Origin of the sequence: Aquamicrobium sp. (genome assembly GCF_023954335.1) — a bacterium.
In the GTDB taxonomy this organism is placed as follows: domain Bacteria; phylum Pseudomonadota; class Alphaproteobacteria; order Rhizobiales; family Rhizobiaceae; genus Aerobium.
Map to the genome: position 1 here is coordinate 2,089,872 of NZ_JAMLIE010000001.1, position 24,984 is coordinate 2,114,855.

Sequence of the window (24,984 nt, forward strand, 5' to 3'; positions counted from 1 at the left end):
CAAGCCCGAACTCGTCAATCGCGGCTTTCCCTAGCCTTTCCGCGCGTGAATGCGGCGAGCGCCGAGAGAAAATCGCCCATTCCCGGCCGCTTCACCGCGGCAAAGGGCAGGGGCCGGACGGTCTCCATCGCGGCGACGCCGATTCGCGCCGTCATCATGCCGTTGACCACGCCTTCGCCCAGCTTGGCCGACAGGCGCGCCGCAAGGCCCTGGCCGACGATCTGGTGGACGAACTCGTCGCCGGCGGCCACCGCGCCGGTGACAGCGAGATGCGCCAGCACGTCGCGGGCGAGCCGGATCATCCCGAGCGTGCCGGGCCGCGCGCCGTAGAGCTCGGCCAGCCGCCGGATCAGCTTCGCGGCCTCGTAGAGGACATAGGCGATGTCGATCAGCGCGCGCGGGCTGACGGCGGTGACGAGCGACACGCGCTTGGCGGCATCGAGGATCAGCGTCTGGGCGCGGGCGTCGAGCGGGCCGAGAAGCTCCGCCTCGGCGAGGCGCACGAGATCGGCGCCGTCGATGACGTCGTCCCGCATCTCCTTCAGCGCCCGCCGGCCGGCGGCGGTCTCCGGTCGGCGCGAGACGAGCGCGGCGAGGTCGTCCACCACCTTGCGCGCGGAGCGCGGGTCGTTGCGCGCCATGGCGTCGCGCCCGGCCTCGCGCAGCGTCTCGACCGAGGCGAGGCGGGCGAGGCCGACGAGCTCGCGCGCGATGATGGTGACGAGCGCCAGCGCCGCGATAACGGCGACGCCGGCCGCGAGCCAACCCAGCCAGTCGGAGCGCGCGAAGAGATCGCGGATCAGCCCGTCCACCCAAAGGCCGAGCGCCAGCGAGACGAGGAGGCCGAACGCGGCGAGGAAGATCCGGCCGATCACCGAACGCCGGCGCGGGGGCACGGCCGGCGGCTCGGTGAGCACTGCGTCCGCCTCGTCGAACACGTCGATCTCGGCCGGCACGACGACTGCCGTTTCCGGCTTCGCGGCGCGCGGCTGGCGCGGGGCCGGGCGCTTCGCTTCGGGTGCCGGTTCCGGCGGCCGCGCGGGCTCGATGCGGAAAGCGGCCGGCTGTCGCGGTTCCTTCATGCCAGTTGGTCCCCGATCAGGAATTGCAGCGCCCGGTCGAGGCGGATGTGCGGCAGCGACAGCGTCGCGCCTTCGGCCGTGCGCTCCAACCGCGGCGGGCGGAAGCGCACGAAGCGGACGGGGTCGGCGGCGCCTTGAATCGCCGTGTCGGGATTTTGCGGCAAGTCGCCGGGAAATATGGCGGTTTCGGCCTCGCCGTCGAAGGTCTCGCCGCCGATGGTCTCGCCCTTCAGCGGCGTGCCGATGATGACTGGCAGTGTCTCGCGGCCTTGGCTGACCGTGCCCTCGCGGGTCGCCCGCACGGCGGCCATGGCAAGCGCCTCGACCTCGGCGCCGGAGAAACGCGCCCGCTCGGCCGCGCGCTCGGTCAGCCGGCGCACGATGGCTTGCAGCCTGTCATGGCTCTCATGATGGATATGATCGGCCTTGGTGGCGGCGATCAGGATGCGGTCGATGCGGCGCGAGACGAGATCGGTGAGGAAGAAGCCGCGCCCGGCGCGGAAGCAGGCGAGGATCTCGGTCAGCGCCCGCTCGAGGTCGGCGACCGCCTCCGGCCCGGCGTTCAGCGCCTGCATCGCGTCGATCAGCACGATCTGCCGGTCGAGCCGGGCGATGTGGTCGCGGAAGAACGGTTTCACCACATGACTCTTGTAGGCCTCGTAGCGCCGCTCCATCATCGCGCGCAGCGAGCCGGACCGCGCCTTGCCGTCGCCTTCGAGGATCAGCGGCGCGAAGGTCAGCGCCGGCGAGCCGTCGAGGTCGCCCGGCATCAGGAAGCGGCCGGGCGGCAGGGTGGAGAGCGCGCGGCTGTCCTCCTTGCAGGCCTTGAGATAGGCGGCGAAGCTCTCGGCCAGCTTTCTCGCGGTCATCTCGTCGGCGGGCGCGTCGGGGTCGGTCGCGCCGGCGAGCGCCAGCCATTCGGCGGCGAGATCGGCCCGCACGGGCAGCCGCGCCAGCTCCGCCGCCTCGCGCGAGAACGTGGAAAAATCCTTGCCGAGCAGCGGCAGGTCGAGCAGCCATTCGCCCGGATAGTCGACGATGTCGAGCGCCAGCCGGCCGCGCGAGAACATGCGCCCCCAGGCCGAGGCCGATTCATACTCGACGATCAGGCGAAGCTCCGAGATCGCGCGGGTCGATTCCGGCCAGACGCGCTCGCCGACGAGCGCGGCGACATGGTCCTCGTACTGGAAGCGCGGCACCGTGTCGTCGGGCTGGTGCTCGAGCCGGGCGCCGGCGATGCGGCCGCTCTTCATCGCCTCGAACAGCGGCAGCCGCCCGCCATGGATGAGATTGTGGACGAGCGCGGTGATGAACACCGTCTTGCCGGCGCGCGACAGGCCGGTGACGCCGAGCCGCAGCGCCGGCGTCGAGACGAGCCCGGCCGCGCGCCCGGCCAGCGTATCGAGCGCGATCCGCGCCTCGTCGCCGAAAGTGGTCAGGCCTGCCAAGGGAGGGGTCTCATGGTCATGGAGCGGATATAGGCGGTGGAGAGTGAGTAGGGAATAGTGAGTAGTGAGTAGTGAAGAAAGCGCGCCGGCGCGCAATTCCTATTCACTACTCACTATTCCCTACTCACTCACGGAACCACGAACGCCTCCAGATACCCGCCCTCCGGCCTGATCGCGGCAAGCGGGGTCGGGAAGCGCAGCACCGCCAGCCCGCAGGTCGGGAAGCCGCTGGCCACGGCCGCGAGCGCGTCCTCGTCGCCGGCGCGCGACAGGGCGGTCGCGAGGTCCTCCATCATCGGGTTGTGCCCGACCACGAGCACGGCATGGTCGACGCCCGCCTCGCGCACCAGATCGAGATAGCCGCCGGCATCGGAGGAATAGAGTCCGTCGATGAAGCGGACATCGGCGACCGGCAGGCGTTTCGACACCGACGCCCAGGTCTCGCGCGCCCGGCGCGCGCCCGAGCACAGCACCGTGTCGGGCGCGTAGCCGGCCTCGGCCATGATGGCGCCCAGCCGCTCGGCGTCGTCGCGGCCGGACGGGTCGAGCGCGCGGTCGTAGTCGCGCGAGCCGGGCTCGGCCCACAGGGCTTTCGCATGGCGCAGGAGATAGAGCTTCGTCATGATCTTGCATCCTCTCCTGAAGGCAGGCGTTGGGGAAGGGCGACCGCTTCCGGTTTAGAGCATTTTGCCGCCGGACGGAAACGCCCGCGGCCATATTGAATGCGGCAGGGGAAAACCGGCCGGAGCCGCGGCGCGCGGGGGGCCTGCGAAGCGATTTAACAAAAGCGTGAGTCGTTCCGCCTTGATGCTTGTGCAGCCAGAATGGCGCGAATATATAGAGCGCCCGGAAATCTGCCTTGGGATTGAGTCGAATGTCCGCAAGTGTCGAAACCGATTACGTTCCCAGTGAAGACGAGCCCTTCATGAACGAGCGGCAGAAAGCTTACTTCCGCACGAAGCTCGTTTCCTGGAAGAGCGAAATCCTTCGCGAAGCGCGCGAAACCCTCGAAATACTTCAGCAGGAAAACGCCAATCTTCCCGATCTCGCCGACAGGGCGTCGTCGGAGACCGACCGCGCCATCGAGCTGCGCGCGCGCGACCGGCAGCGCAAGCTGATCTCCAAGATCGACGCCGCGCTCCAGCGCATCGACGAGGGCACCTACGGCTATTGCGAGGAGACGGGCGAGCCGATCGCGCTGAAGCGTCTCGACGCGAGGCCGATCGCCACCCTGTCGATCGAGGCGCAGGAGCGCCACGAGCGCCGCGAGAAGGTCTATCGTGACGACTGACGCGCCAGCCGTCACGGGAACTTGGAAAAACAAATGCGGCCCTCAGGGGCCGCTTTTTTATCGGTTTTCCCGGATGGAAACCGGCTTACGCCTTCAATGTGATCTTCATGAAGGCGGGGATGTCGTCGCCGAAGCCGACCGGCGCGGGGCCGTCATCGTCGTTGCGCCGGTCGCGGCCGCCACGCTCGCGGCGGGCATCGCCACGGCTGCCGCCGCGCTCGCGCTGCTCGTCGCGCTGCTGCGACTGGGGTTGTCCGGCCCGGCTGGCGTTGGAGGCCCTGATGGCGTCGCGGCGCGACGGCTTCTCCTCGGCGTCCGGCGCGGGAGCGTCCTGAACGGGGGCGTCAGTCGTCGTCTCGTCGGCTTCCACAGCGACCTTCGGCGCGCGCCTGTCGTCGCGCGGGCGCCGCTCGCCGGAGGATGCCCTGCCGCGCTCGCGTCCGCCTTCGCTGCGCCCGCGCTCGCGGCCCTTGCCGCGGCCGCGCCGCGGCGCCTCGTCCTCGGCGTCGTCCTGGCCGAGCGTCGACAGGTCGCCGTCGAGCCAGTCGATCTCCTTGCCGATCAGCTTCTGGATGGCGTCGAGATACTTGGTGTCGGAGCGGGTGACGATGGTGAACGACTTGCCCGAGCGCCCGGCGCGGCCGGTGCGGCCGATGCGGTGGACGTAGTCCTCGGCATGGATCGGCACGTCGAAATTGAAGACGTGGCTGACATCGGGGATGTCGAGGCCGCGCGCCGCGACGTCCGACGCCACAAGGAGCTTGAGCTTGCCGTCGCGGAACGCGGCCAGCATCGCCATGCGCGCGCGCTGGTCCATGTCGCCGTGCAGCGCGCCGGCGTCGAACTCGTGGCGGACCAGCGAACGGTAGAGCTCGGAGACCTCGACCTTGCGGTTGCAGAAGATGATGGCGTTCTTCAGCTCGCCTTCCTCGGCCTGGATCAGGCGGCGCAGCACGTCGCGCTTGTCCCAGCCCCGCGACTTCGACTTGACGAGGTACTGCTCGATGTTGACGCCGGTGGAGGCGGCCTTCGAGACCTCGATGCGCACCGGCGCCTGCAGGAACTGCTCGGTCAGCTTGGTGATCTCGGGCGGCATGGTGGCCGAGAAGAACAGCGTCTGCCGGGTGAAGGGGATGAGCTTGGCGATGCGCTCGATATCGGGGATGAAGCCCATGTCGAGCATGCGGTCGGCCTCGTCGATGACGAGGATCTCGACGCCGGTGAGCAGGAGCTTGCCGCGCTCGAAATGGTCGAGCAGACGGCCGGGCGTGGCGATCAGCACGTCGGCGCCGCGCTCCAGCTTCTTTTCCTGCTCGTCGAACGAGACGCCGCCGATCAGCAGCGCCACCGTCAGCCGGTGGTTCTTGCCGTACTTGATGAAGTTCTCCTCGACCTGCGCCGCGAGTTCGCGCGTCGGCTCGAGGATGAGGGTGCGCGGCATGCGGGCGCGGGCGCGGCCCTTCTCCAGCCGGGTGATCATCGGCAGGACGAAGGCGGCGGTCTTGCCGGTGCCGGTCTGGGCGATGCCGAGAATATCCTTGCCGGCGAGGGCGTGCGGGATCGCGCCGGCCTGGATCGGCGTCGGCGAGGTGTAGCCCGCGTCGGTCACGGCAGACAGCACCTTCGGCGACAGCCCGAGCTCCGCGAAGGTTATGGTCGGCGCTTCCGCCAACGGGGTGGCCGGCGTGTCCGCCGGGGCGGCGGTCTCGATTTCAGTCTGCTCAGGTGATGACACGTTCTGGATGTCTTTGCTGTTTCGCTGGGTCTGCGATGGCGCGACGCTGCGTCCGGGCTCCAGCCGCGATGCATGGATGCCTCTCGCCGCCGTTAAGGCGCGGATGCCGCAATGTCAACGGGATAGCCACCAAAACGCGGCATTTGCGCGAATTTCCGCCTCATATCGTAAAGATCAGTCGCGATTCAATAGCGGAACTGCTCGGCGAGGATGCGCTCGTTCCACGAGTGGCTGGCGTCGAACAGCAGCGTGACCGTCGAATTGCGCGACTCGCGCACGCTGACCGAGGTGACGGACTTGACCTCCGCATGGTCGGCGACCGCGTTGACCGGGCGCTTGTCGCCCTCGACGATGTCGAAGCGCACGACGGAGCGGTTGGGGATCAGCGCGCCGCGCCACCGGCGCGGGCGGAACGGGCTGACCGGGGTCAGCGCCAGCAGCGGCGCGTCGAGCGGCAGGATCGGGCCGTGGGCGGACAGGTTGTAGGCGGTGGAGCCGGCCGGCGTCGCCACCATCACCCCGTCGCAGACCAGCTCGTCGAGCCGCACCTTGTCGTCGATGGAGATGCGCACCTTCGCCGCCTGCGCCGACTGGCGGAACAGCGAGACCTCGTTGATGGCCCGGGCCGAGACCGAGCCGCCATCGGCCGTGCGCGCCTCCATCACCAGCGGCCGGATGGTCTCGGCGCTGGCGGCGCCGATGCGCTCGCGCAGGCCGACCTCGGAATATTCGTTCATCAGGAAGCCGACGGTGCCGCGGTTCATGCCGTAGATCGCGCGGCCGGAATCCATGTTCTCGTGGATGGCCTGAAGCATGAAGCCGTCGCCGCCCAACGCCACGACGACGTCCGCCTCGGCGAGCGAGGACTGGCCGTAGAGCGCGGCGAGCCGCGCCGCCGCTTCGCGCGCGTCGTGATTGTCTGCCGAAATGAAGGCGAGGGCGAGATTCTCGGTGGTCATCGTCTGCCGCGAAGGGATGCCGTTGTCAGCGTCGCCCGACCTAGCACGCGGCGCGCGCCATGGGTAGCGCCATGGGCGTTGCCGGCCGCCGGCCTACATTCCGTTTTACTGCGGTTCGAATTATGCTAACGGCTTGCGCCATGCCCTTGTAGCTCAGTTGGTAGAGCACCTGATTTGTAATCAGGGGGTCGCGGGTTCGAATCCTGCCGGGGGCACCATTTTTTTCTCCTCACGCTGTCGCGGCCTGCGGCCGCTTCGCTGCGGAGGGCGCGCCGGCCGGCCGGCGATGGGCGGTCGTCCTTGCGAACCCTTCGGGTTCGTTGAGGGCCGATACGGCCATGTCCCGCAGGCGGCGGGATGATCGCGCCTATATTTCAGGTTGCAAACTCGCGCGAGGGTGGCACTATGATGTGGCAACTTGTCGCATCAGGGGAGGGCAAACCATGAGTGTTGGCGCGAGCGCAGCGATCGCATTTCTCGTCGGCATCCTGTCGGCTTCCGTCGTCCATGCCGCATGCACGGGCTCCAACGGCCGGGGCTGGGGCAGCGGGAAGGGCGCGGGCAAGTTCGCGATGAGCGCGTCCGACAAGTCCTGCCGGATCGGTTTCACCAACTTCATCGACGACAAGAAGAAGACGCAGGTGCCCGCCACCCAGGTGACGGTCACGCGCGGCCCCAAATCGGGCAAGGTGCAGGTGACGGGCAAGGGGCTGGTCTACACCCCGAACGGCGGTTTCAAGGGAAGCGACACGTTCTGCACGAAGAACACCTCCCCGAAGGTCAAGGGCACGCTGGCGGGCTGCATCACCGTGACCGTCCGCTAGCGCGATCCGGTTGCCGCCGCGCCTGCTGGGCGCGCCGTTCCTTTTTCCCGTTTCGCGATGGTGCGCCGAAAGCGCGCCATCTGCCATTTCCATGTGCGATCTCCTTGCCGGCCGAACCGACGAGGTCGTCCGTGCGCGCACGGCCGCGGGGCGTTGTAGCCGGGCGCGACCAGTATATCTCAACCGCCGGTACTAGATTGGCTCTCTAATATACTATAAGTTGCATCATAAGAATAAGCAATCATAAGTAGGGAGGGCTGGTGGCATGAAAAGAAACATCCTGACCGCCGTGGCGGCGGTCGCTCTGCTGGGCGGCGGCTGGCTTGCCGTCGACTGGTATCGTTCCGCCGAGACGGCCATGTCGCAGAAGCCGCCGCATCAGGCGGGTTCCGTGCCGCTCGAGGCTTCGGAAAGCGTCGTCTTGGCCAACCTCACCGTCGGCTATCCGGTGATCGCGCAGGCGCTCAACCAGGCCATCGACGATGTCTCGGGCACGCAGAACGGCTCGGAAGAGATCAGATGCGTCAGCAACAGTTTTCCGAAGTTCAAGGAATGCCTGACGGTAAACTGGTCGGTCGAATACGGCCGCAACGGCGACATTGCCGTCGGGCGCGCCGGGTCCATGCTGAAGGTGACGGTGCCGGGCCGGTTTGCCGGCACGGCGGGCTTCGACGGCGAAATCGCAAGGTTGCTCAGCCTCAGTGCGAAGCGTTTCGATGGCGCGTTCGAGGTGTCCGCATCGGCGGCGCTGAGCCTCGACGAGCGTTTCTGCCCTGTCCTCACGCCCGGCGAGGTCACGTTCCACTGGACGAACGAGGGCCGCGTCCAATTGATAGGCCGCACGGGATTCAGGATTCTCGGCATCGGCTTCAGCGTCGGGCCGTGGAACCTCGAGGTCGGGCGTCACGCCAACGGGCCGATAAGGGAAGCGCTGCGCAAGGCGCTGGCCGAGGCGGGCGGCGCGATCCCGTGCGATCCGGTCCGGCAGGAACTGGCGAAAGCGTGGCGGCACTATGCGTTCCCGCTCGCCATCGACGACATGCCGCCGCTCTTCGTCAATGTCGAGCCGACCGGGCTCGGCACGTCGGGCCTGCTGGCCGAGGATGCCGGGGTGCGGCTGGTGGCCCGCATGGCGGCGAAGGCGGTTCTAGCCGCCGAAAAGGGCAGCGAGGAGGCCATGGGCGAGCTTCCTGTCCACGAGACGGTTTCGGCCGGGCAGGGCGAGCTTTCGCTGGCGGTGCCGCTCAAGGTTCCCTACGGCCTGCTGAAGGCCGAGGCGATGAAGGAGCTCGCCGGAAGCCGCTGACCAGCGGCGACGCCCGCTTCGAGGTCCACGATCTCGACATCTATCCGAGCGGCGACCGGCTCGCCGTCGGCGTCGCCTTCTCGACCGACATCCCATGGCGCATCTTCGACGCCAAAGGAATGGTGTGGGTGACGGCGCGACCCGTCGTCGAGGGCGACGGCAAGATCGTCCGGCTGGAGGATGTCGAGGTCTCGCGGCAGGTCGACAGCGCGCTGTGGAGCGTCCTTACCGCGGCGTTCAGGGACGTCATCCACGACCAGCTGGAAGCGGCGGCCCGCTACGACCTGTCGCCCGATGCCGACCGGGCGGTGGCAGGGATAACCGAGGCCGTGTCCGATCCGGCGCGGACGGGCGGAGTGCGCTTTCAGCTCGAACACGCGGATATCGGCGTCGGGCGGATCGTCGCCGAGGAGGAGGCGCTCGCCGTGGAAGGGCTGCTGAAGGCGAAGTGGGACGCCTTCCTCGACGAAATCAGGCTTTGACGGGCATTTCGCCCGCCTGAAGGCGCGTGCGGCCGTCCTTGCGATGATCGCGCGCGGGTTCTTCAATTCGCCATCCTTCGCCCCCATATCCCTCATGAAATGGTCCGGGATCGGGAGGCGCGAATGATCCGTGTCGTTCTTGTCGTGCTGATGTTTTTCGCCGCCGTGTGGCTGGCCCTGCGGCTCGTCCGCGAGATCGGGCGGGCGGACACGGACTGGCGCGGCGTCGCCTTCGCCGCCGGCTTCGTCGCGCTCGCCTTCTATCTTCATCACGCCACCGGGATCGGCGGCCTCGGCTGAAACGGTTATTTCCCGCCGGCGGCGAGATGGCGCCGCGCGGCGTAGAGGGCGATCGCCGCGGCGTTCGACACGTTGAGCGAGCGGATCGCGCCCGGCATGTCGAGCCGTGCGAGGGCGGTGACGGTGGCGCGCGTCTTCTGGCGCAGGCCCTTGCCTTCCGCGCCGAGAACGAGCGCGATCCGGCCGCCGGCGAACGTCGCCTCGAGTTCCGCCGGCCCTTCCGAATCGAGGCCGATCGTCTCGAAGCCGGCCGCGTGCAGCTCGTCCAGCGCCTCGGCGAGGTTGCGCACCTCGATCAGGTCGATGTGCTCGAGCGCGCCGGAGGCGGCCTTGGCCAGCACGCCGGTTTCGGCCGGGCTGTGGCGGGATGTCGTGACGAGCGCGCCCGCGCCGAAGGCGACGCCCGAGCGCAGGATCGCGCCGACATTGTGCGGGTCGGTGACCTGGTCGAGCACGAGGATGAGCGGCGTGTCGGTGAGCGCCGAAAGCCGCTTCGGCTTCAGCGGGGCCGTCTCGATCATCGCGCCCTGATGCACGGCCTCCGGCCCGAGGATGCGGTCGATGTCGCGCGGCTCGACGATCTCGACCAGGAAGGGGAGCCTCGACGGCTCCTCGATGCCGAGACGGGAAAGCGCGTTGCGCGTCGCCAGCATGCGGCCGATCCGGCGGGCGGGATTGTCGAGCGCGGCGCGCACCGTATGCAGCCCGTAGAGCCGCACCTGTCCCTCGGGCGCGGGCACGGCCTGGTGCTGGCCGGGACGCGGGCGCGGCTTGACGGCCGGGCGCTCGCCTTCGTCGGCGCGCCCCTCCGTACGTCGATGGGCGCGGCGCAGGCGCGCATAGTGGCTGTCTTTCGGGGTGCCGTTTTTTCTGTCGTCGCTCATGTCGCTGATATAGCCGCGATATCGGCGGCTGGATACGGCTTTGCCGGCATCTTCGATAAACCCTGAAAATCGGCCAGAACCCCGGTTGACAGGAAAAGGCCGGCCCGCCATAAGGCCCACGCGGTTCGCCGGCTGCCTTCGGGCGGCAGGCGCACGGCCAGCCTCGCAGCATGGCTCCGGCAGTACGGAGGAGTGCCCGAGTGGTTAAAGGGGACGGACTGTAAATCCGTTGGCTCAGCCTACGTTGGTTCGAATCCAACCTCCTCCACCACTGCCCAGAGCCAAGCGAGCATGACGGCGGTTTTTGTCGCAAGCGACGGGCCGTTTCCTTCCTTCCCGATCCGTTTCACGAGACTGCCGCGCGGCCCGACACAATCATGCCCGCATCCTGCCGCAATTGCTTAACATAGTTACAACGATTTCCTGCGCAGTTGGTGTCGTGCCGGCGATTGCGCATCAGGATGCCGGCAGCGTGTGAGTAGCGTGTTTCGAGTGGTTTCCGCGGCGTCGCGTTTCGATGCCGGAAACGGTAGTGGGGACAGGGGACGCATGAGGATTGCGCCTTTCAGGCTGACCGGCCGCGGCACGGGCCTTCTCGTCATGTCGATTTCGGTGCTGGCCCTCGCGGCCTGCTCGACGCCGTCGCCCAAGGTGGCCGGCGGCAAGACCCGCAGCAAGGAATATTTCTCCGAGCGCGAGTATGGCGTGAAGGCGAGCCCGCGCGTCAGCAACCTGCGCACGCGCCTGCCGCGCGGCGGCGGCCGCGAGCAGGTCGGCAAGCCCTACATGGTCAAGGGCAAGTGGTATCACCCCAAGGAGGAGCCGGGCTACCGCAAGACCGGCGTCGCCTCCTGGTACGGCGACGCCTTCCATGGCCGGCTTACCGCCAACGGCGAAATCTACGACATGACGCACCTGACGGCCGCGCATCCGACGATGCCGCTGCCGAGCTACGCCCGCGTCACCAACACCAAGAACGGCAATTCGGTCATCGTGCGCGTCAACGATCGCGGTCCGTTCGCGCATGGCCGGGTCATCGATCTGTCGCGCCGCGCCGCCGAGCTGCTCGACTACACCCATAGCGGCGTCGCCAAGGTCGAGGTCGAATATGTCGGCCGCGCGCCGCTGCACGGCCGCGACGACGAGTTCCTGGTGGCCTCCTATCGCCCGGGCGGCCGCGCGCCCGATCCGTCCGACGGCATGCCCTCCGGCGTGATGATCGCCATGAACGGGCCGACGCCGACGCAAGCCGTCGCGGCCGGGGCCGGCATTCCGTTCCCCATCCAGCCGCGCGCGGCGGTTCCCTTCGAGGTAGCGAGCGTCGATCTCGTCCTGCCCGATTTCGGCCCCTACGTGCCGGAGCGTCCCGTGAGCCTCGCTTCGAAAGGCGGCCGGGTGTCCTCGCCGGCGCTTTCCTATGCCGACGCGCGTGTGCAGCAGGCGGCGCAGGCCGTCACCGATTTCGCCGATCCGGGCACCGATGCGCTGGTCGCGGCGCTGAACCGGCGCTATGCCGATGCGGCGAAGGCCGCGCCGGCTTCATCCGCCGGCTATGTCGCGGTCGGCACCTATGCCGACGAGGCCGAGGCTCAAGCACTGGCCGCGCGCCTCGGCGAAGCCGGGCGGGTCGAGATCGAGACCGACTGGCGCGGCGAGGCCTTCACCCTCAACCTCCATCCCGCCTCGGGGCGCTCGCTGGACGACGCGCTCCAGGCGGCGTGGGCGGCCGGCGCGGCCGACGCCATGCCCGTGCGCGAATAGGCCGTTTCCTCCCTCGCGGGGTTGAACCGGGCGCTGCCGCGCTGCTACCCTTGGTTTAAAGAGGGGCAGGGTTTTTCCGGGGTCGTCGCGCATGCTGTTTCCATCGCTTCCGGGCCGGGCGTCCGCGGCCTTCATCATGCTCGTGGCCGTGCTCGCCGCGCCTTCGGCGTGGGCGCAGGCGCAGCTTTTCGAGACGAAGGCCAGCCAGGCCTTCATGATCGATGCCGAAACCGGCACCGTGCTCTATTCGAAGGACCCCGACGCGCCGTTCCCGCCCGCCTCGCTCGCCAAGCTGATGACGATGGAGGTGGTGTTCAACGCCATCCGCACCGGCAAGCTGTCGCTCGACACCGAGTTCCCGGTCTCCGAATACGCCTGGCGCACCGGCGGCGCGCCGTCGCGCACCTCGACCATGTTCGCGGCGCTCAATTCCCTGATCCGCGTCGAGGACCTGATCCAGGGCGTCATCGTCCAGTCGGCCAATGACGGCTGCATCATCCTCGCCGAGGGCATGGCCGGCTCGGAGGCGAATTTCGCCGAGCTGATGAACGAGCGCGCCCGCGAGCTCGGCCTGACGAAATCGGTGTTCCGGAACTCGACCGGCCTGCCGGCCGAGGGCCAGTCCGTCACCGCGCGCGAGCTGGTCGCGCTCGCCACCCATCTGTGGCGCGAATATCCCGAATTCTACAAACACTATTCGCAGCCCGACTTCACCTGGAACAAGATATTCCAGCGCAACCGCAACCCGCTGCTGGCGCTCAACATCGGCGCGGACGGGCTGGCGGCCGGCTTCACGGAAGCCTCGGGCTTCGCCATCGTCGGCTCGGCCGCGCGCGACGGCCGGCGCGTCTTCATCGCCATGAGCGGCATGGAGAGCGACGCCCAGCGCGCCGAGGAAGCGCGCCGGCTGATCGAATGGGGCATGCGCGGCTTCGACCGGCTGGAGATCTACGCCGCCGGCGAGGTGGTGGGCGAGGCCAAGGCCTATGGCGGGGAAAAGTCCGGCGTCGCGCTGCGCGCGGCCGGGCCGGTGGCGATCTTCGTTCCCGTCGCCAACCGCGACAGGCTGGTCGCCCGCATCGTCTATCAGGGGCCGGTGGTCGCCCCGGTCGAGGAGGGTACTCCGATCGGCGCGCTCAAGGTCTGGATCGGCGACACGATGAGCCAGGAAACGCCGCTCTACGCCGCCGAGAGCGTCGGCACCGGCAAGATCCACCAGCGCGCGCTCGACGCGGTCGAGGAACTGCTGATCGGCTGGCTGCGCTGACCGCAGCGGCGGACATGCCGGCCGGCCGTGGCTTTTTCAACCTGCCTCGCCTATTTGAAGGCATCGGATCCATCGGAATCAGGCTTGGCGAAAGGCTGGCGTGGCGCGCGGCATCTTCATCACTTTCGAGGGCGGCGAGGGCGCCGGCAAATCGACCCAGATCGCGCGGCTGGCAACGAGCCTGCGCGAGATGGGGCACGAGGTCGTCGTCACCCGCGAGCCGGGCGGCTCGCCCGGGGCCGAGGCGGTGCGCCACGTCATCCTCTCCGGCGCGGCCGAGCCGTTCGGCCCGGCGATGGAGGCGATCCTGTTCGCCGCCGCCCGTGCCGACCATATCGACCAGGTGATCCGCCCGGCCGTCGCGCGCGGCGCCATCGTGCTGTGCGACCGCTTCGTCGATTCGAGCCGCGTCTATCAGGGCGTCACCGGCAATCTCGAGCCCGCCTTCATGCAGGCGCTGGAGACGGTCACGGTCGCCGGCATGATGCCGGATCTCACCGTGGTGCTCGACCTCGACCCCGAGGAGGGGATGAGGCGCGCCGCCAAGCGGCGCGGCGACGAGGCCGCCGACCGCTTCGAGAAGGAGGCGCTGGCTATTCATCGCCGCCGCCGCGAGGCGTTCCTGGAGATTGCCCGGGCCGAGCCCGGCCGCTGCGTGGTGATCGACGCGGCCCGCGCTCCGGCGAAGGTCGCCACCGCCATCGTCAAGGCGGTGCATGCGCTGATCGAGCGGCGTCTTGAAACGGGCGCGCGGGCACGATGGCGGCCGGAGCGGAACGGGCAGGGGCAGGCCGGCAGCGGGGAGGGCAAGCCGGCATGAGCTTCACCCGTCTCGCGCCCGAGCAGTTCGACACCATCCCCGACATCGCCGAGCCGGCCGAGAACCCGTTCCTCGCCGGGCATGACGAGGCGGGCGCGCATGTCGCCGCCGCCTATCGCGCCGGGCGGCTGCACCACGCGCTGCTGCTCGCCGGCCCGTCCGGCATCGGCAAGGCGACCTTCGCCTTCCACCTCGCCGAGCATCTTTTGCGCTATCCGCACGCCGGGGAAGCCCCGGAGGGCCTTGCCCCGCGCGACCCGGACTTGCCGCTGTTCCGCCAGATCGCGCAGGGCGCGCATCCCTCGGTGCTTCACCTGACGCGGCCGCTCAACGAGAAGACGAAGGCCTTCAAGTCGGCCGTCACCGTCGACGAGATCCGGCGCATCGGCCGCTTCCTGTCGATGACCTCGCATGACGGGAGCTGGCGCGTCGTCATCGTCGACCCGGCCGACGACATGAACGCCAACGCCGCCAACGCGCTGCTGAAGAATCTCGAGGAGCCGCCGCCGCGCACCCAGTTCGTGCTGATCGCCCATTCGCCGGGCGGGCTGCTGCCGACGATCCGCTCGCGCTGCCATCTGGTGCGGCTGAAGCCGCTGGAGACGCCGGCGCTGATTTCCGTGCTCGAGCGGCTGGAGGCCGACGTCCCGGAAACCGAGGCCGGGCGCGCTGCGCTGGCCGCGCGCGCCGGCGGAAGCGTGCGCGAGGCGCTGCTCCTGACGCGCTATGGCGGGCTGGACATCGCCGAGGCGATCTCGCGCATCCTCGGCGAGCGCGCCTTTCCCGTCGCCGAGGCGTGGCGGGCGGCGGAGGCCGTCGGCGGGCGCGATGCGACCGTGCAGTTCTCGATCTTCAACCAGTCGGCGCTGGACAGCGTTTCCGGCTGGGCCCGCCACGCCGGCGAGACCGGCGACCTTGCCGGCGCCGCGCGCCTGTCCGAGCTGTGGCGCGAGATGGAGCGACTGACCGTCGAGACAGAGACCTACAATCTCGACAAGCGCCAGCACGCCATGGGCCTGCTCAGGCGAATGTGGCAGGCGGCGAAGGCATAGGAGCGCAAGAGCCGCAGAAAACGCCGATAGCCATCGCCGCCCCGATACGGTATTCCACCCGCCATATTTCAAGCCCGATACTCGACAACCGCCGGAAACGTCTCCCATGTCCGCCGAACGCTATTACATCACCACCGCCATTTCCTATCCGAACGGCAAGCCGCATATCGGCCACGCCTACGAGCTGATCGCCACCGACGCGCTGGCCCGCTTCCAGCGGCTCGATGGGAAAGAGGTTTATTTCCTGACCGGCACCGACGAGCACGGCATCAAGATGCACCAGACGGCGCGCAAGGAAGGCATCACCCCGCGCGAGCTGGCCGACCGCAACGCGGCCGAGTTCCAGCGCATGGCCGTGGCGCTCAACGCCTCGAACGACGATTTCATCCGCACCACCGAGGAGCGGCACTATCGCTCCAGCCAGGCGATCTGGAAGGCGATGGAAGCCAATGGCGACATCTACAAGGGCGGCTATGCGGGCTGGTACTCGGTGCGCGACGAAGCCTATTACGGCGAGGAGGAGACGGAACTCCGCGACGACGGCGTGCGCTACGGCCCGCAGGGCACCCCGGTCGAGTGGGTGGAGGAGGAAAGCTACTTCTTCCGCCTGTCCGCCTATGGCGACAGGCTGCTCGCGCTCTACGAGGAGAACCCCGCCTTCATCGGCCCGGCCGAGCGTCGCAACGAGATCGTCAGCTTCGTCAGGTCGGGCCTGAAGGACCTTTCCGTCTCGCGCACCACCTTCGACTGGGGCATTCCCGTCCCCGGCGATGAGAAGCATGTGATGTATGTCTGGGTCGACGCGCTCACCAACTACATCACCGGCGTCGGCTATCCCGACGAGAACGATCCGCTGTGGCCGTTCTGGCCGGCCGACCTTCACGTCATCGGCAAGGACATCACCCGCTTTCACGCCATCTACTGGCCGGCTTTCCTGATGTCGGCGGGCATCGCCCTGCCGAAGCGGGTGTTCGGCCACGGCTTCGTCTTCAACCGCGGCGAGAAAATGTCGAAGTCGGTCGGCAACGTCATCGACCCGTTCGCGCTGGTCGAGCATTACGGGCTCGACCAGGTGCGCTATTTCCTGTTGCGCGAAGTGCCCTTCGGCCAGGACGGCAACTATAGCCACGAGGCCATCGTCAACCGCACCAATGCCGACCTCGCCAACGATCTCGGCAACCTCGCCCAGCGATCGCTGTCGATGATCGCCAAGAACTGCGGCGGCGTCGTGCCGCAGAACGGCGAATTGCAGGCGGCCGACCTTGCCATCCTCAACCAGGCCGAGGAGGCGCTGGCGACCGCGCGCGAGGCGATGAAGGTGCAGGCCATCCACACCGGCCTTGCCGCCATCTTCGCCGTCGTCGCCGAGGCCAACCGCTACTTCGCCGGGCAGGAACCGTGGGCGCTGAAGAAGACCGACCCGGCGCGCATGGAGACCGTGCTTTGGGTGACGGCCGAGGCGGTGCGCCGCGTCGGCATCCTCGTCCAGCCCTATGTGCCGGAATCGGCCGGCAAGCTGCTCGATCTGCTCGCCGTGCCGGAGGACGCGCGCAGCTTCGCCCATGTCGGCGACGCGCACGCGCTGACACCCGGCACGCCGCTGCCGGCGCCGCAGGGCGTCTTCCCGCGCTATGTCGAGCAGGAAGCGGCGAGCTGACGGACAGGGTCATGCTGGTCGACAGCCACTGCCACCTCGACTTTCCCGATTTCGCGGAGGAGCGCGACGCCATCGTGGCGCGCGCGCTCGCCGCCGGCGTCGGCCGCATGGTGACGATCTCGACCCGGGTGCGCCGCTTCGCCGACATCCTGGCCATCGCCGAGCGCTACCCGGAAGTCTACTGCTCGGTCGGCACCCATCCGCACAATGCGGACGAGGAGCTCGACGTCACCGCCGACGATCTCGTGCGTCTTGCCGAACACCCGAAGGTGGTGGCGATCGGCGAGGCCGGCCTCGACTATTTCTACGACAACGCCCCGCGCGAAGCGCAGGCCGCCGGCCTGCGCACCCACATCGCGGCGGCGCGCATCACCGGTCTGCCGCTCGTCATCCATGCCCGCGACGCCGACGACGACATGGCGGCGATCCTCACCGAGGAGACGCAGGAAGGCGCGTTTCCCTTCCTGCTGCATTGCTTCTCCTCCGGCCGCGCGCTGGCCGAGACCGGCATCGCGCTCGGCGGCTACGTCTCCTTCTCCGGCATCCTGACCTTCAAGCGGTCCGAGGCCCTGCGCGACATCGCCCGTGACCTGCCGCGCGAGCGGCTGCTGGTCGAGACCGACGCGCCCTATCTCGCGCCGCAGCCATGGCGCGGCAAGCGCAACGAACCGTCCCACGTGGTGGAGACGGCGCGGGTGCTGGCCGAATGCGCTGGCGTCTCGCCGGACGAGATCGCGCGACAGACCACGGAAAACTTCTTCCGCCTGTTCGCCCGGGTGCCGCGCGATGGCTGACCGGCTGCGCCTCATCATCACCGGCTGCGGCTCGTCGCCCGGCACGCCGCGCATCAATGGCGACTGGGGCGCTTGCGACCCGGAAAATCCGAAGAACCGCCGCCGCCGCGCCGCCGCCATCGTCGAGCGCATCGCGACGAATGGCGGGGTGACGCGCGTCGCCATCGACACCGGGCCGGATTTCCGCGACCAGATGCTTGACGCGCGCGTCACGCATCTCGACGGCGTCGTCTACACCCATGCCCATGCCGACCACATCCACGGCATCGACGATCTGCGCGGCTATTTCCTCGCCCAGCGCCGCCGCATCGACGTCTTCGCCGACGAGGCGACGCTGACAAGGCTGCGCGAGGGGTTCGGCTATTGCTTCGAGACCCCGCCGGGCAGCGCCTATCCGCCCATCGCCGAGGCGCACGAGATCACCCATCGCGCGCCGTTCGCAATAGACGGGGAGGGCGGCCCGATCACCTTCGAGCCGCTGCCGCAGATCCACGGCGACACGATCACCCTCGGCTTCCGCATCGGCCCCATGGCCTATTGCCCGGATGTCAGCGACTTTCCCGCCGAAACCGCTGCGCGCCTGACCGGCCTCGACCTCCTCGTCATCGACGCGCTGCAATACCGGCCGCATCCCAGCCATTTCTCGCTGGCGCAGGCGCTGGGGCAGATCGCCGATCTCGGCCCGAAGCGCGCGATCCTCACCCACATGCACATCCCGCTCGACTATGCCACGGTGATGGCCGAGACCCCAGACCACGTCGAGCCGGCCTATGACGGCTTGACCGTGGAGCTGCCGTTCGGGGAAGCATCGTAGTCGCACGGCAAGGCCCGCTCCGCACGGCGCTTTCCGCACTTTCCAAAGCCGTCGCACGCGGACCCGCTCCCGGGCGCGGAAGCCGTTCGATCCGGCGGAAATGTTTGTCGGAAAGCCGCATCTGACGGCTTGGCACGGCGTTGCGGATCGACTAAACGGATGCGGTGTTCGCGCGGCCTTAGCGCCGCGCGCACCGGGAGAGGTGGCCGAGTGGTTGAAGGCGCACGCCTGGAACGCGTGTATACGGGAAACCGTATCGAGGGTTCGAATCCCTCTCTCTCCGCCATAACATCAATAATATCAATTACTTAACGGAAGAATTGGCGTTCACCCGCCAACATTCCCGCCTAAACGGAATGCGCTTGGTCGCGACAAATCGTGAAGGAATCAGGCACCAACATTTGACCGCACGCGGACGCGTGGCATATGCAGTCGCGTTGACATCAACGTCAGTCTGAGGTGGTGCCGGTTTTTGAGACAGGGGCATAAGGTGGATTTTCCGATGAAAAGGACGATCCAGCATGAAGACACGCAGACGGTTCTCGGCCGAGTTCAAGGCCAAGGTTGCGCTTGAGGCGATCCGCGGCGAGCGGACGATTTCGGAACTGGCGACGAAGCACCAGCTTCATCCCAACCAGATCACCCAGTGGAAACGGCAGGCCATTGAGAACCTGGCCAAGGCGTTCGACGACAAGGCAGCGGATGCACAGGTCGGCCGGGAGGCCGAGGTGACGAAACTGCACGCCAAGATCGGCCAACTCGTCGTTGAGCGGGATTTTTTGGCCAAAGCCTTCGATCGCTGAGCCTGGATCGGAGGAGTATGATGATTGATCCCGATCACAACCGGCTCTCGATCTGCCGCCAGTGCGAACTGGTCTCGATCTCGCGGGCGTCGTTCTATCGACAGCCTGCCGGCGAGAGCCCGGAGAACCTCGAACTGATGCGCATCATCGACGAGGCCTTCATGGAAATGCCCTGGTATGGCTCCAGGCAGATGGCGCGGCACCTACGGCGTCAAGGTTGGTGCGTCGGCCGCAAGCGGGTCCGGCGGCTGATGCGCAAGATCGGTCTGTCGCCGATCTACCAGGCTGATAACGTACAAAATCTTTCGCACATTTTCAGGTTGAGACGGTTCCCTTTATTCTGATTGAAGGGAGCATGGCATGACTGATGACGACGATGGCAAAAGATGAGCAACGTGATCCGGATCGACGAAGCCCGGATCAAGGACCATCTGGGAGAGATGGTTCGCGGCACCGTCGAAGAGGCGTTGAACGCGATGTTGGACGCGGAGGCAGACCGGCTTTGCGGAGCTGGCAGAACGAGGATGCACTCGTGGTGTCGCGAGGGGACAAGGAAACCGGCATGAGCGACCGCGGGCTGCGCCGTCTGTTCGACCGGTTGGTCGAACTCGGCGCCGTGCGAGAACTGTCCGGACGACCAACCTTCCGCATCTATGGGCTGTGACGATCATGGCAGATGAGCCGCGCAAACGACGGGGCAGGGACGACGATGTTCTGTTCGATACAGAACTCCATCATCTGCCGCCCGACGCGCGCTGGCGGGAATGGATGCACCGGGTCATCTTCGTCAACCGCAATGGGCTCAGGTGGTGCGATGCGCCGAAGGAATACGGCCCCTCCAAGACGCTTTATAATCGTTGGAAGCGCTGGGGTGAGAAGGGTATCTTTATCCAGATGATGGAAGGCTTGGCTGTCCCTGACGCTCCAGAAAGCAAGACGATCATGATCGACGCGACCTATCTGAAGGCACACCGCACGGCTTCCAGCCTGCGGGTAAAAAAGGGGGCGCGGGCCGCCTGATTGGACGCACGAAAGGCGGCATGAACACCAAGCTTCATGCCGTAACGGATGCGAATGGTCGCCCAATCAGTTTCTTCATAACAGCCGGTCAGGTCAGCGATTATACCGGCGCTGCCGCCTTGCTTGACGAGCTTCCCAAGGCCAAATGGCTGCTGGCCGACCGCGGCTATGATGCCGACTGGTTTCGTGACGCTTTACAGGCGAAGGGCATCACTCCCTGCATCCCCGGTCGGAAATCCCGGAACAAGGCCGTCAAATATGACAAGCGCCGCTACAAACGCCGGTGACGTCCCCGGAGGTGGTGTAGCTGGGTAGCGCGGTGGTCATCGGCGCTTTCCGGTATGGTCTGGTTGTCGAAGCCAAGTCCTCACTGGAAGGAACACCGATGACCGACGACATGATGAACCTGCGTGCGCTCGTGGAGAAGAGCGCAGATGCCGATCTGCTGCGCGAGATGATCAGCTTTGCTGCCCAGAAGCTGATGGAGATGGAGGTGGGCGCGGCAACGGCGCCGCCTGGGGCGAGAAGTCGCCACGGCGGACCGCCCAGCAACGGTTATCGCACCGGGACTGGGAGAGGGGTCGGCACCGTCGAGCTGCGCATCCCAGTTGGAGAAGGGATCCGGCTTCCAGGCTTCCTGGAGCGACGCGCGGCCGAAGGCGCTGACGGCCGTCATCCAGGAGCTTCCGCGTCCAGCATCTCGACGCGGTCGGTCGACGACCTGGTCAAGGCCATGGGCATGGCTGATCTCGAAGAAAGTCAGGTCGTCGGCTGTGCGAGGAGATCGACGCAAGGTGAAGGCCTTCCTCGAGTGGCCGATCGAGGGCGACTGGCCCTACCTGTGGATCGACGCCACCTACCTGAAGGTCCGTCGTGCGGGCGGATCGTCTCCGTCGCCGTCATCATCGCCGTCGGCGTCAACTCCGACGGCCGACGCGAGGTGCTGGGCATGGAGATCGGCACCTCGGAGGCCGAGCCCTGGACCGAGTTCCTGCGCAATGACGCCGTGGCCTGCGTGGCGTGAAGCTCGTCTCGGATGCCCATGAGGGCCTGAAGGCGGCCGTCACCTGGTGCTCTCGGCCACCTGGCAGCGCTGCCGCGTCCACTTCAGAGGAACGTTCCTCGGCCCTTTACGGCAAGAGCGGTCGCCGCGTCGTCTCGGCCTTTATCGCCACCGCCTTCGCCTCAGGAGACGCCCGAAGCCGCCAGCGCCCAATGGCGTCGTCGCCGACCAGATCCGACCGAAGGTGCCGAAGCTCGCCGCCATCTCGACGACGCCGAGCCCGACGTGCTCAGCCCATGACCTTCCCGAAGGAGCACCGGCCAAGCTGCACAGCACCAACCTCGATCGAACGCCCTCAACGAGATCAAGCGGCGCACCGATGTCGTCGGCATCTTCCCCAACGACGACGCCATCGTGCGTCTCGTCGGTGCGTTGCTGCTCGAACAGAACGATGAGTGGGCCGTTCAGCGCGCCCGCTACATGACGCTGGAAAGCGTCGGACAATTGAGCGATGATCCCCTCATCAGCCTGCCAGCAGTGGCGCGCTGATCAGCCCGGCAATGCCGGACAGCACGGCGACCAATGCCGCCAGCTACACCACGCCGCGGGACGTCATCCAAACGCCGCAATCGGATTGAGATCATGTTCGGGCGTCTCAAGGACTGGCGGCGTATCGCGACACGCTATGACAGGTGCCCAATGGCCTTCTTCTCAGCCATCGCTCTCGCCGCAACTGTCATCTTCTGGCTATGAGCAATGAGTCCTGAACCTAGATACAGCCCGACCCTACAGCCTCTGGTTGTCTCAATCGCTTAATCCGTTTTGAGGCTTTTCCGACAATGATTCGCCCCTCGGCCAACGGAATGATGAGATAAGGCGGTGGAATGCGGACGGGCAGTTTCCCTTCAATCCTGCAAAGAAGCGGACGTTCTTAGTGGCCTTGAACTGCATGTCCGCCGCACCTCACCTTGGGACGCTTGTAGTCATGACAGACGAGTTCAGAAGGGTAGGCCCTTCCGCGATCTTGCGTGCGAGATTGAAGAAGGTGGCCCGCTCTTCCCGCGACAGGGGAGCAAGCCATTCATCCTGACGCCGCCGCGACACGTCAATCATCTCGGTGAGAAGCGCTTCGCCGGTTGGCGTGGTGAGAAGGCACTTCTCGCGCCCGTCCGAGGCTGAAACCTCTTGTACCAGCAGCCCGCGGCTCTCCAAAAGCGACACGGCGCGGCTGATGGTATTTTGGGGACGCGGCAGCAGAAGCCGAATTTCCTTGGCCCGGATCCCGGGGAAGATCTTCACAGCGTAAAGTGCTGACCAGGCATGGATCGGCATGTCGAAGCGTTGTTCGATATAGCGGCCGGTGACGGTGTTGTTGCCAAGGACGATGTAGCTGATGACGAGCAGCTCCTTCAGCTCGCCGTCGAGCACCGTGCTCAGCAGCTCTTCAGCCCGCATGTCCTTCGATCCTTTCAGCCGACCGGTTGCACCTTCTGCCCGACCTCACCCGATGGGGCAAAATTTTTTTCGATCCAGATGGATTCAACTTGCCTGATTAATCCAAATGGATCAATCTCACCTCACATGATTTCGGAGGCAGGTATGATCGTTTTGGGTGTCGACGTCGGGGGAACCTTCACCGACTTGATCCTTGCTAATCTGAGTGAGGGGACGACGACCATCCACAAGACCCCGTCAACACCGTCCAATTCGTCACTGGGTGTCGTAAACGGGGTCAAAGACATCTGCGAGATCGCAGGCGTCGAGCCGTCCAAGATTGAAGCGGTGTTCCATGGCACCACCGTCGGCACAAACGCCATGCTGGTGCATGGCGGCGCCGTCACCGGGATGATCACCAACGAAGGTTTCCGCGACATCATCCACATCGGACGGCATCAGCGCCCGCAGCACTACTCGATCATGCAGGACCTGCCGTGGCAGAGCCGGCCGCTAATTAAGCGCCGTCATCGCAAGACGGTTGCGGGTCGCCTGAACGCCAAAGGCGAAGAGCTTGTTGCGCTCGACGAAGAGGCGGTGGCCGCCGCAGCGCGTGAACTGGGCGCGGATGGCGTCGAATCCGTTCTGGTCGGCTTCCTATTTTCCTATGTGAACCCTGCCCATGAAAAGCGCGCGGCTGAGATTGTGCGCGAAATCCTACCGGATGCCTTTGTCACCACATCGGCGGACGTTTCGCCGCAGTTTCGCGAATTCGAACGCTTCACGACTGCGGCGATGTCCGCTTTTATTGGGCCGAAGGTAAAGCGCTACATCGACGATCTGCGCGATGAGCTGCGGGCATTGGGCGTTACGGGCGAACTTCGCGTCATGACCTCCTCCGGTGGTCTTGCCACACCCGAGATGATCGCGCAGCGCCCGGCCACCACGCTGCTTTCGGGTCTAGTTGCGGGTGTGCGCGGCGGCGCCTGGGTTGGCCAGCATGCCGGCACGGGCAAGCTGGTGACGCTCGACATCGGTGGTACCAGTGCTGATATCGGCATCATCCGCGACGGCCGCCTGGCAGAAGCCGATGCGCGTAGTGCCAGCATCGCGGATTTCCCGGTGATGCTGCCGATGATCGACATTCATACGATCGGCGCCGGTGGCGGCTCCATCGCGCACCTGGACCGTGGCAGCGCCTTCCGTGTTGGGCCGCAGAGCGCGGGGGCTGATCCCGGTCCGGCCGCTTACAGGCGCGGCGGTACCGTTCCGACGACAACTGACGCCAATCTTGTGCTCGGACGTCTGGTCGCCGACAACTTCCTCGGCGGAAGGATGTCGCTCGACGCTGAAGCTTCCACGCGTGTCATTGGAGAACTTGCGAAGCAGCTCGGCCGTACGCCTGAAGAGACGTCCGAAGGCGCATTGACCGTCCTGAACAGCAACATGGCCAATGCAATCCGCTCGCGCACCGTTCAGAAGGGCATCGACCCACGCGAGTTCACGCTCGCCGGCTTCGGCGGCGCTGGACCGCTGCATGCGGCGGAAGTTGCGGCCATGCTTGGCATGCGCAACGTGCTGATCCCGCCCCATCCGGGCATTACCTCGGCAGTGGGCCTTTTGACGGCAGATCTCGAATACCACGCCCTGCGTACGGCCTTTGCGGTCAAGGGGTCGCTCGAACTCGACCACCTGCAGGACTTGTTTGACGACATGGAAGCCGAGCTCAGCGAGATATTCGCGCGCGACAAGGTCCCTGGCGACCGGGTGCGGATGCTGCGTGAAGCCGACCTTCGTTATGTCGGTCAAGGCTATGAGCTGAAGATCGACGTCCCAGCGGGCAATCTCACCGACGAAGCGATGGACCAGGTTTGGCGGGCTTTCCATGACCGTCACCGCGAGGAGTACGGTCATTCCTTCGAAGCAAGCCCGATCGAGGTCGTCACCGTGAAGGTGCGGGGGCTTGGCGAGGTCGAGAAGCTGGCGGAGCCGCCGGTCTACAACGTCCAGGGTGAACCGAACGAGGTGGGCTCCGGACGCTGCACGTTCCGCGTCAATGGCGAACTTCAAAGCTTCAACACGCCGCATATCGAGCGGACGTCCTTGCCGGTCGACCGCAAATTCAGCGGTCCTGCCATCCTTCTGCAAACCGATACGACAACGGTTGTTCCGCCGGCCTGGACCTATTGGGCAGACCGGCACGGCAATGTGCGCATGACGCGCAACGATCAGGCGTAAGGGGAAAAGC

21 protein-coding genes, 3 tRNA genes and 5 pseudogenes are annotated in these 24,984 nt (G+C 66.7%); 22 read left to right on the plus strand and 7 right to left on the minus strand.

Going from position 1 to position 24,984, the window contains the following annotated elements:
- Positions 1–14: 14 nt before the first annotated feature.
- From M9945_RS10390 to M9945_RS10400, 3 genes are all read right to left on the minus strand, one after another.
- A complete protein-coding gene (locus tag M9945_RS10390; protein ID WP_367944435.1) occupies positions 15–1,082 on the minus strand; it encodes a YcjF family protein in 1,068 nt (355 codons plus the stop codon).
- Entirely contained in the window at positions 1,079–2,530 is a 1,452-nt protein-coding gene (locus M9945_RS10395; RefSeq protein WP_367944436.1) for a YcjX family protein, read from the minus strand. The genes M9945_RS10390 and M9945_RS10395 overlap by 4 nt, the downstream gene beginning before the upstream one ends.
- A gap of 128 nt (positions 2,531–2,658) precedes the next feature.
- Complete coding sequence (locus M9945_RS10400) at positions 2,659–3,153, minus strand: histidine phosphatase family protein (protein WP_367929832.1); 495 nt, start codon at positions 3,151–3,153, stop codon at positions 2,659–2,661.
- A 251-nt stretch (positions 3,154–3,404) separates the two neighbouring features.
- Here M9945_RS10400 and dksA point away from each other — a divergent pair, with 251 nt between their 5' ends.
- Positions 3,405–3,821, plus strand: coding sequence for an RNA polymerase-binding protein DksA (gene dksA, locus M9945_RS10405; RefSeq protein ID WP_367929833.1), 417 nt, complete (start codon positions 3,405–3,407; stop codon positions 3,819–3,821).
- 85 nt (positions 3,822–3,906) lie between these two features.
- Here dksA and M9945_RS10410 read toward each other — a convergent pair whose 3' ends face one another.
- Both M9945_RS10410 and M9945_RS10415 read right to left on the minus strand, forming a co-directional pair.
- Positions 3,907–5,475 carry a DEAD/DEAH box helicase gene (locus M9945_RS10410; RefSeq protein WP_367944813.1) on the minus strand — a complete coding sequence of 523 codons (1,569 nt, stop codon included), beginning with the start codon at positions 5,473–5,475 and terminating at the stop codon, positions 3,907–3,909.
- Positions 5,476–5,741: 266 nt separating this feature from the next.
- Positions 5,742–6,515, minus strand: a complete 774-nt coding sequence (locus tag M9945_RS10415) for an NAD kinase (protein ID WP_367929834.1) — start codon at positions 6,513–6,515, stop codon at positions 5,742–5,744.
- A 142-nt stretch (positions 6,516–6,657) separates the two neighbouring features.
- Here M9945_RS10415 and M9945_RS10420 point away from each other — a divergent pair.
- From M9945_RS10420 to M9945_RS10435, 4 genes and pseudogenes are all read left to right on the plus strand, one after another.
- A tRNA-Thr gene (locus tag M9945_RS10420) sits at positions 6,658–6,733 on the plus strand.
- A gap of 225 nt (positions 6,734–6,958) precedes the next feature.
- Entirely contained in the window at positions 6,959–7,339 is a 381-nt protein-coding gene (locus M9945_RS10425; RefSeq protein WP_367944437.1) for an Ig-like domain-containing protein, read from the plus strand.
- A gap of 358 nt (positions 7,340–7,697) precedes the next feature.
- A pseudogene (locus tag M9945_RS10430) lies at positions 7,698–9,127 on the plus strand (DUF4403 family protein).
- A gap of 123 nt (positions 9,128–9,250) precedes the next feature.
- A complete protein-coding gene (locus M9945_RS10435) occupies positions 9,251–9,427 on the plus strand; it encodes a hypothetical protein (RefSeq protein WP_367944438.1) in 177 nt (58 codons plus the stop codon).
- A gap of 5 nt (positions 9,428–9,432) precedes the next feature.
- Here the strand turns inward: M9945_RS10435 and M9945_RS10440 are convergent, their stop codons facing one another.
- Positions 9,433–10,311, minus strand: coding sequence for a TrmH family RNA methyltransferase (locus M9945_RS10440; RefSeq protein ID WP_367944439.1), 879 nt, complete (start codon positions 10,309–10,311; stop codon positions 9,433–9,435).
- Between the two features lie 186 nt (positions 10,312–10,497).
- Here M9945_RS10440 and M9945_RS10445 point away from each other — a divergent pair.
- From M9945_RS10445 to M9945_RS10520, 16 genes and pseudogenes are all read left to right on the plus strand, one after another.
- Positions 10,498–10,582: transfer RNA gene (locus M9945_RS10445), tRNA-Tyr, on the plus strand.
- Positions 10,583–10,860: 278 nt separating this feature from the next.
- A complete protein-coding gene (locus M9945_RS10450) occupies positions 10,861–12,072 on the plus strand; it encodes a septal ring lytic transglycosylase RlpA family protein (RefSeq protein ID WP_367944440.1) in 1,212 nt (403 codons plus the stop codon).
- A gap of 136 nt (positions 12,073–12,208) precedes the next feature.
- Positions 12,209–13,339: a D-alanyl-D-alanine carboxypeptidase family protein gene (locus tag M9945_RS10455; protein WP_367944814.1), complete on the plus strand. Its 1,131-nt coding sequence runs from the start codon at positions 12,209–12,211 to the stop codon at positions 13,337–13,339.
- A gap of 100 nt (positions 13,340–13,439) precedes the next feature.
- On the plus strand, positions 13,440–14,159 hold the full coding sequence (tmk, locus tag M9945_RS10460) for a dTMP kinase (protein ID WP_367944441.1): 720 nt from the start codon (positions 13,440–13,442) through the stop codon (positions 14,157–14,159).
- On the plus strand, positions 14,156–15,211 hold the full coding sequence (locus M9945_RS10465; RefSeq protein ID WP_367944442.1) for a DNA polymerase III subunit delta': 1,056 nt from the start codon (positions 14,156–14,158) through the stop codon (positions 15,209–15,211). Before tmk ends, M9945_RS10465 begins: the two co-directional genes overlap by 4 nt.
- 106 nt (positions 15,212–15,317) lie before the next feature.
- A complete protein-coding gene (gene metG / locus M9945_RS10470; protein WP_367944443.1) occupies positions 15,318–16,868 on the plus strand; it encodes a methionine--tRNA ligase in 1,551 nt (516 codons plus the stop codon).
- Between the two features lie 11 nt (positions 16,869–16,879).
- Positions 16,880–17,662: a TatD family hydrolase gene (locus tag M9945_RS10475; RefSeq protein ID WP_367944444.1), complete on the plus strand. Its 783-nt coding sequence runs from the start codon at positions 16,880–16,882 to the stop codon at positions 17,660–17,662.
- Positions 17,655–18,476 carry an MBL fold metallo-hydrolase gene (locus M9945_RS10480; protein ID WP_367944445.1) on the plus strand — a complete coding sequence of 274 codons (822 nt, stop codon included), beginning with the start codon at positions 17,655–17,657 and terminating at the stop codon, positions 18,474–18,476. Before M9945_RS10475 ends, M9945_RS10480 begins: the two co-directional genes overlap by 8 nt.
- A 196-nt stretch (positions 18,477–18,672) precedes the next feature.
- A tRNA-Ser gene (locus M9945_RS10485) sits at positions 18,673–18,762 on the plus strand.
- Between the two features lie 235 nt (positions 18,763–18,997).
- Positions 18,998–19,563, plus strand: a pseudogene (locus M9945_RS10490) (IS3 family transposase); the annotation flags it as partial.
- 102 nt (positions 19,564–19,665) lie between these two features.
- Positions 19,666–19,845: a hypothetical protein gene (locus tag M9945_RS10495; RefSeq protein WP_367944833.1), complete on the plus strand. Its 180-nt coding sequence runs from the start codon at positions 19,666–19,668 to the stop codon at positions 19,843–19,845.
- A pseudogene (locus M9945_RS10500) lies at positions 19,797–19,943 on the plus strand (DUF1403 family protein); the annotation flags it as partial. The gene M9945_RS10495 and the pseudogene M9945_RS10500, both read left to right, overlap by 49 nt.
- A gap of 5 nt (positions 19,944–19,948) precedes the next feature.
- Positions 19,949–20,586, plus strand: a pseudogene (locus tag M9945_RS10505) (IS5 family transposase).
- 98 nt (positions 20,587–20,684) lie between these two features.
- Positions 20,685–21,323: a transposase gene (locus M9945_RS10510; RefSeq protein ID WP_367944446.1), complete on the plus strand. Its 639-nt coding sequence runs from the start codon at positions 20,685–20,687 to the stop codon at positions 21,321–21,323.
- A 369-nt stretch (positions 21,324–21,692) separates the two neighbouring features.
- Positions 21,693–21,851, plus strand: coding sequence for a hypothetical protein (locus M9945_RS10515; protein ID WP_367944815.1), 159 nt, complete (start codon positions 21,693–21,695; stop codon positions 21,849–21,851).
- 69 nt (positions 21,852–21,920) lie between these two features.
- Positions 21,921–22,055, plus strand: a pseudogene (locus tag M9945_RS10520) (transposase); the annotation flags it as partial.
- Between the two features lie 210 nt (positions 22,056–22,265).
- Here the strand turns inward: M9945_RS10520 and M9945_RS10525 are convergent.
- Positions 22,266–22,757, minus strand: coding sequence for a MarR family winged helix-turn-helix transcriptional regulator (locus tag M9945_RS10525; RefSeq protein ID WP_367944447.1), 492 nt, complete (start codon positions 22,755–22,757; stop codon positions 22,266–22,268).
- A gap of 144 nt (positions 22,758–22,901) precedes the next feature.
- On the opposite strand from M9945_RS10525, the gene M9945_RS10530 reads away from it, so the two are divergent.
- Positions 22,902–24,974 (plus strand): hydantoinase/oxoprolinase family protein, encoded by a 2,073-nt coding sequence (locus M9945_RS10530; protein WP_367944448.1) that lies wholly within the window; start codon positions 22,902–22,904, stop codon positions 24,972–24,974.
- The last annotated feature ends 10 nt before the right edge of the window (positions 24,975–24,984 follow it).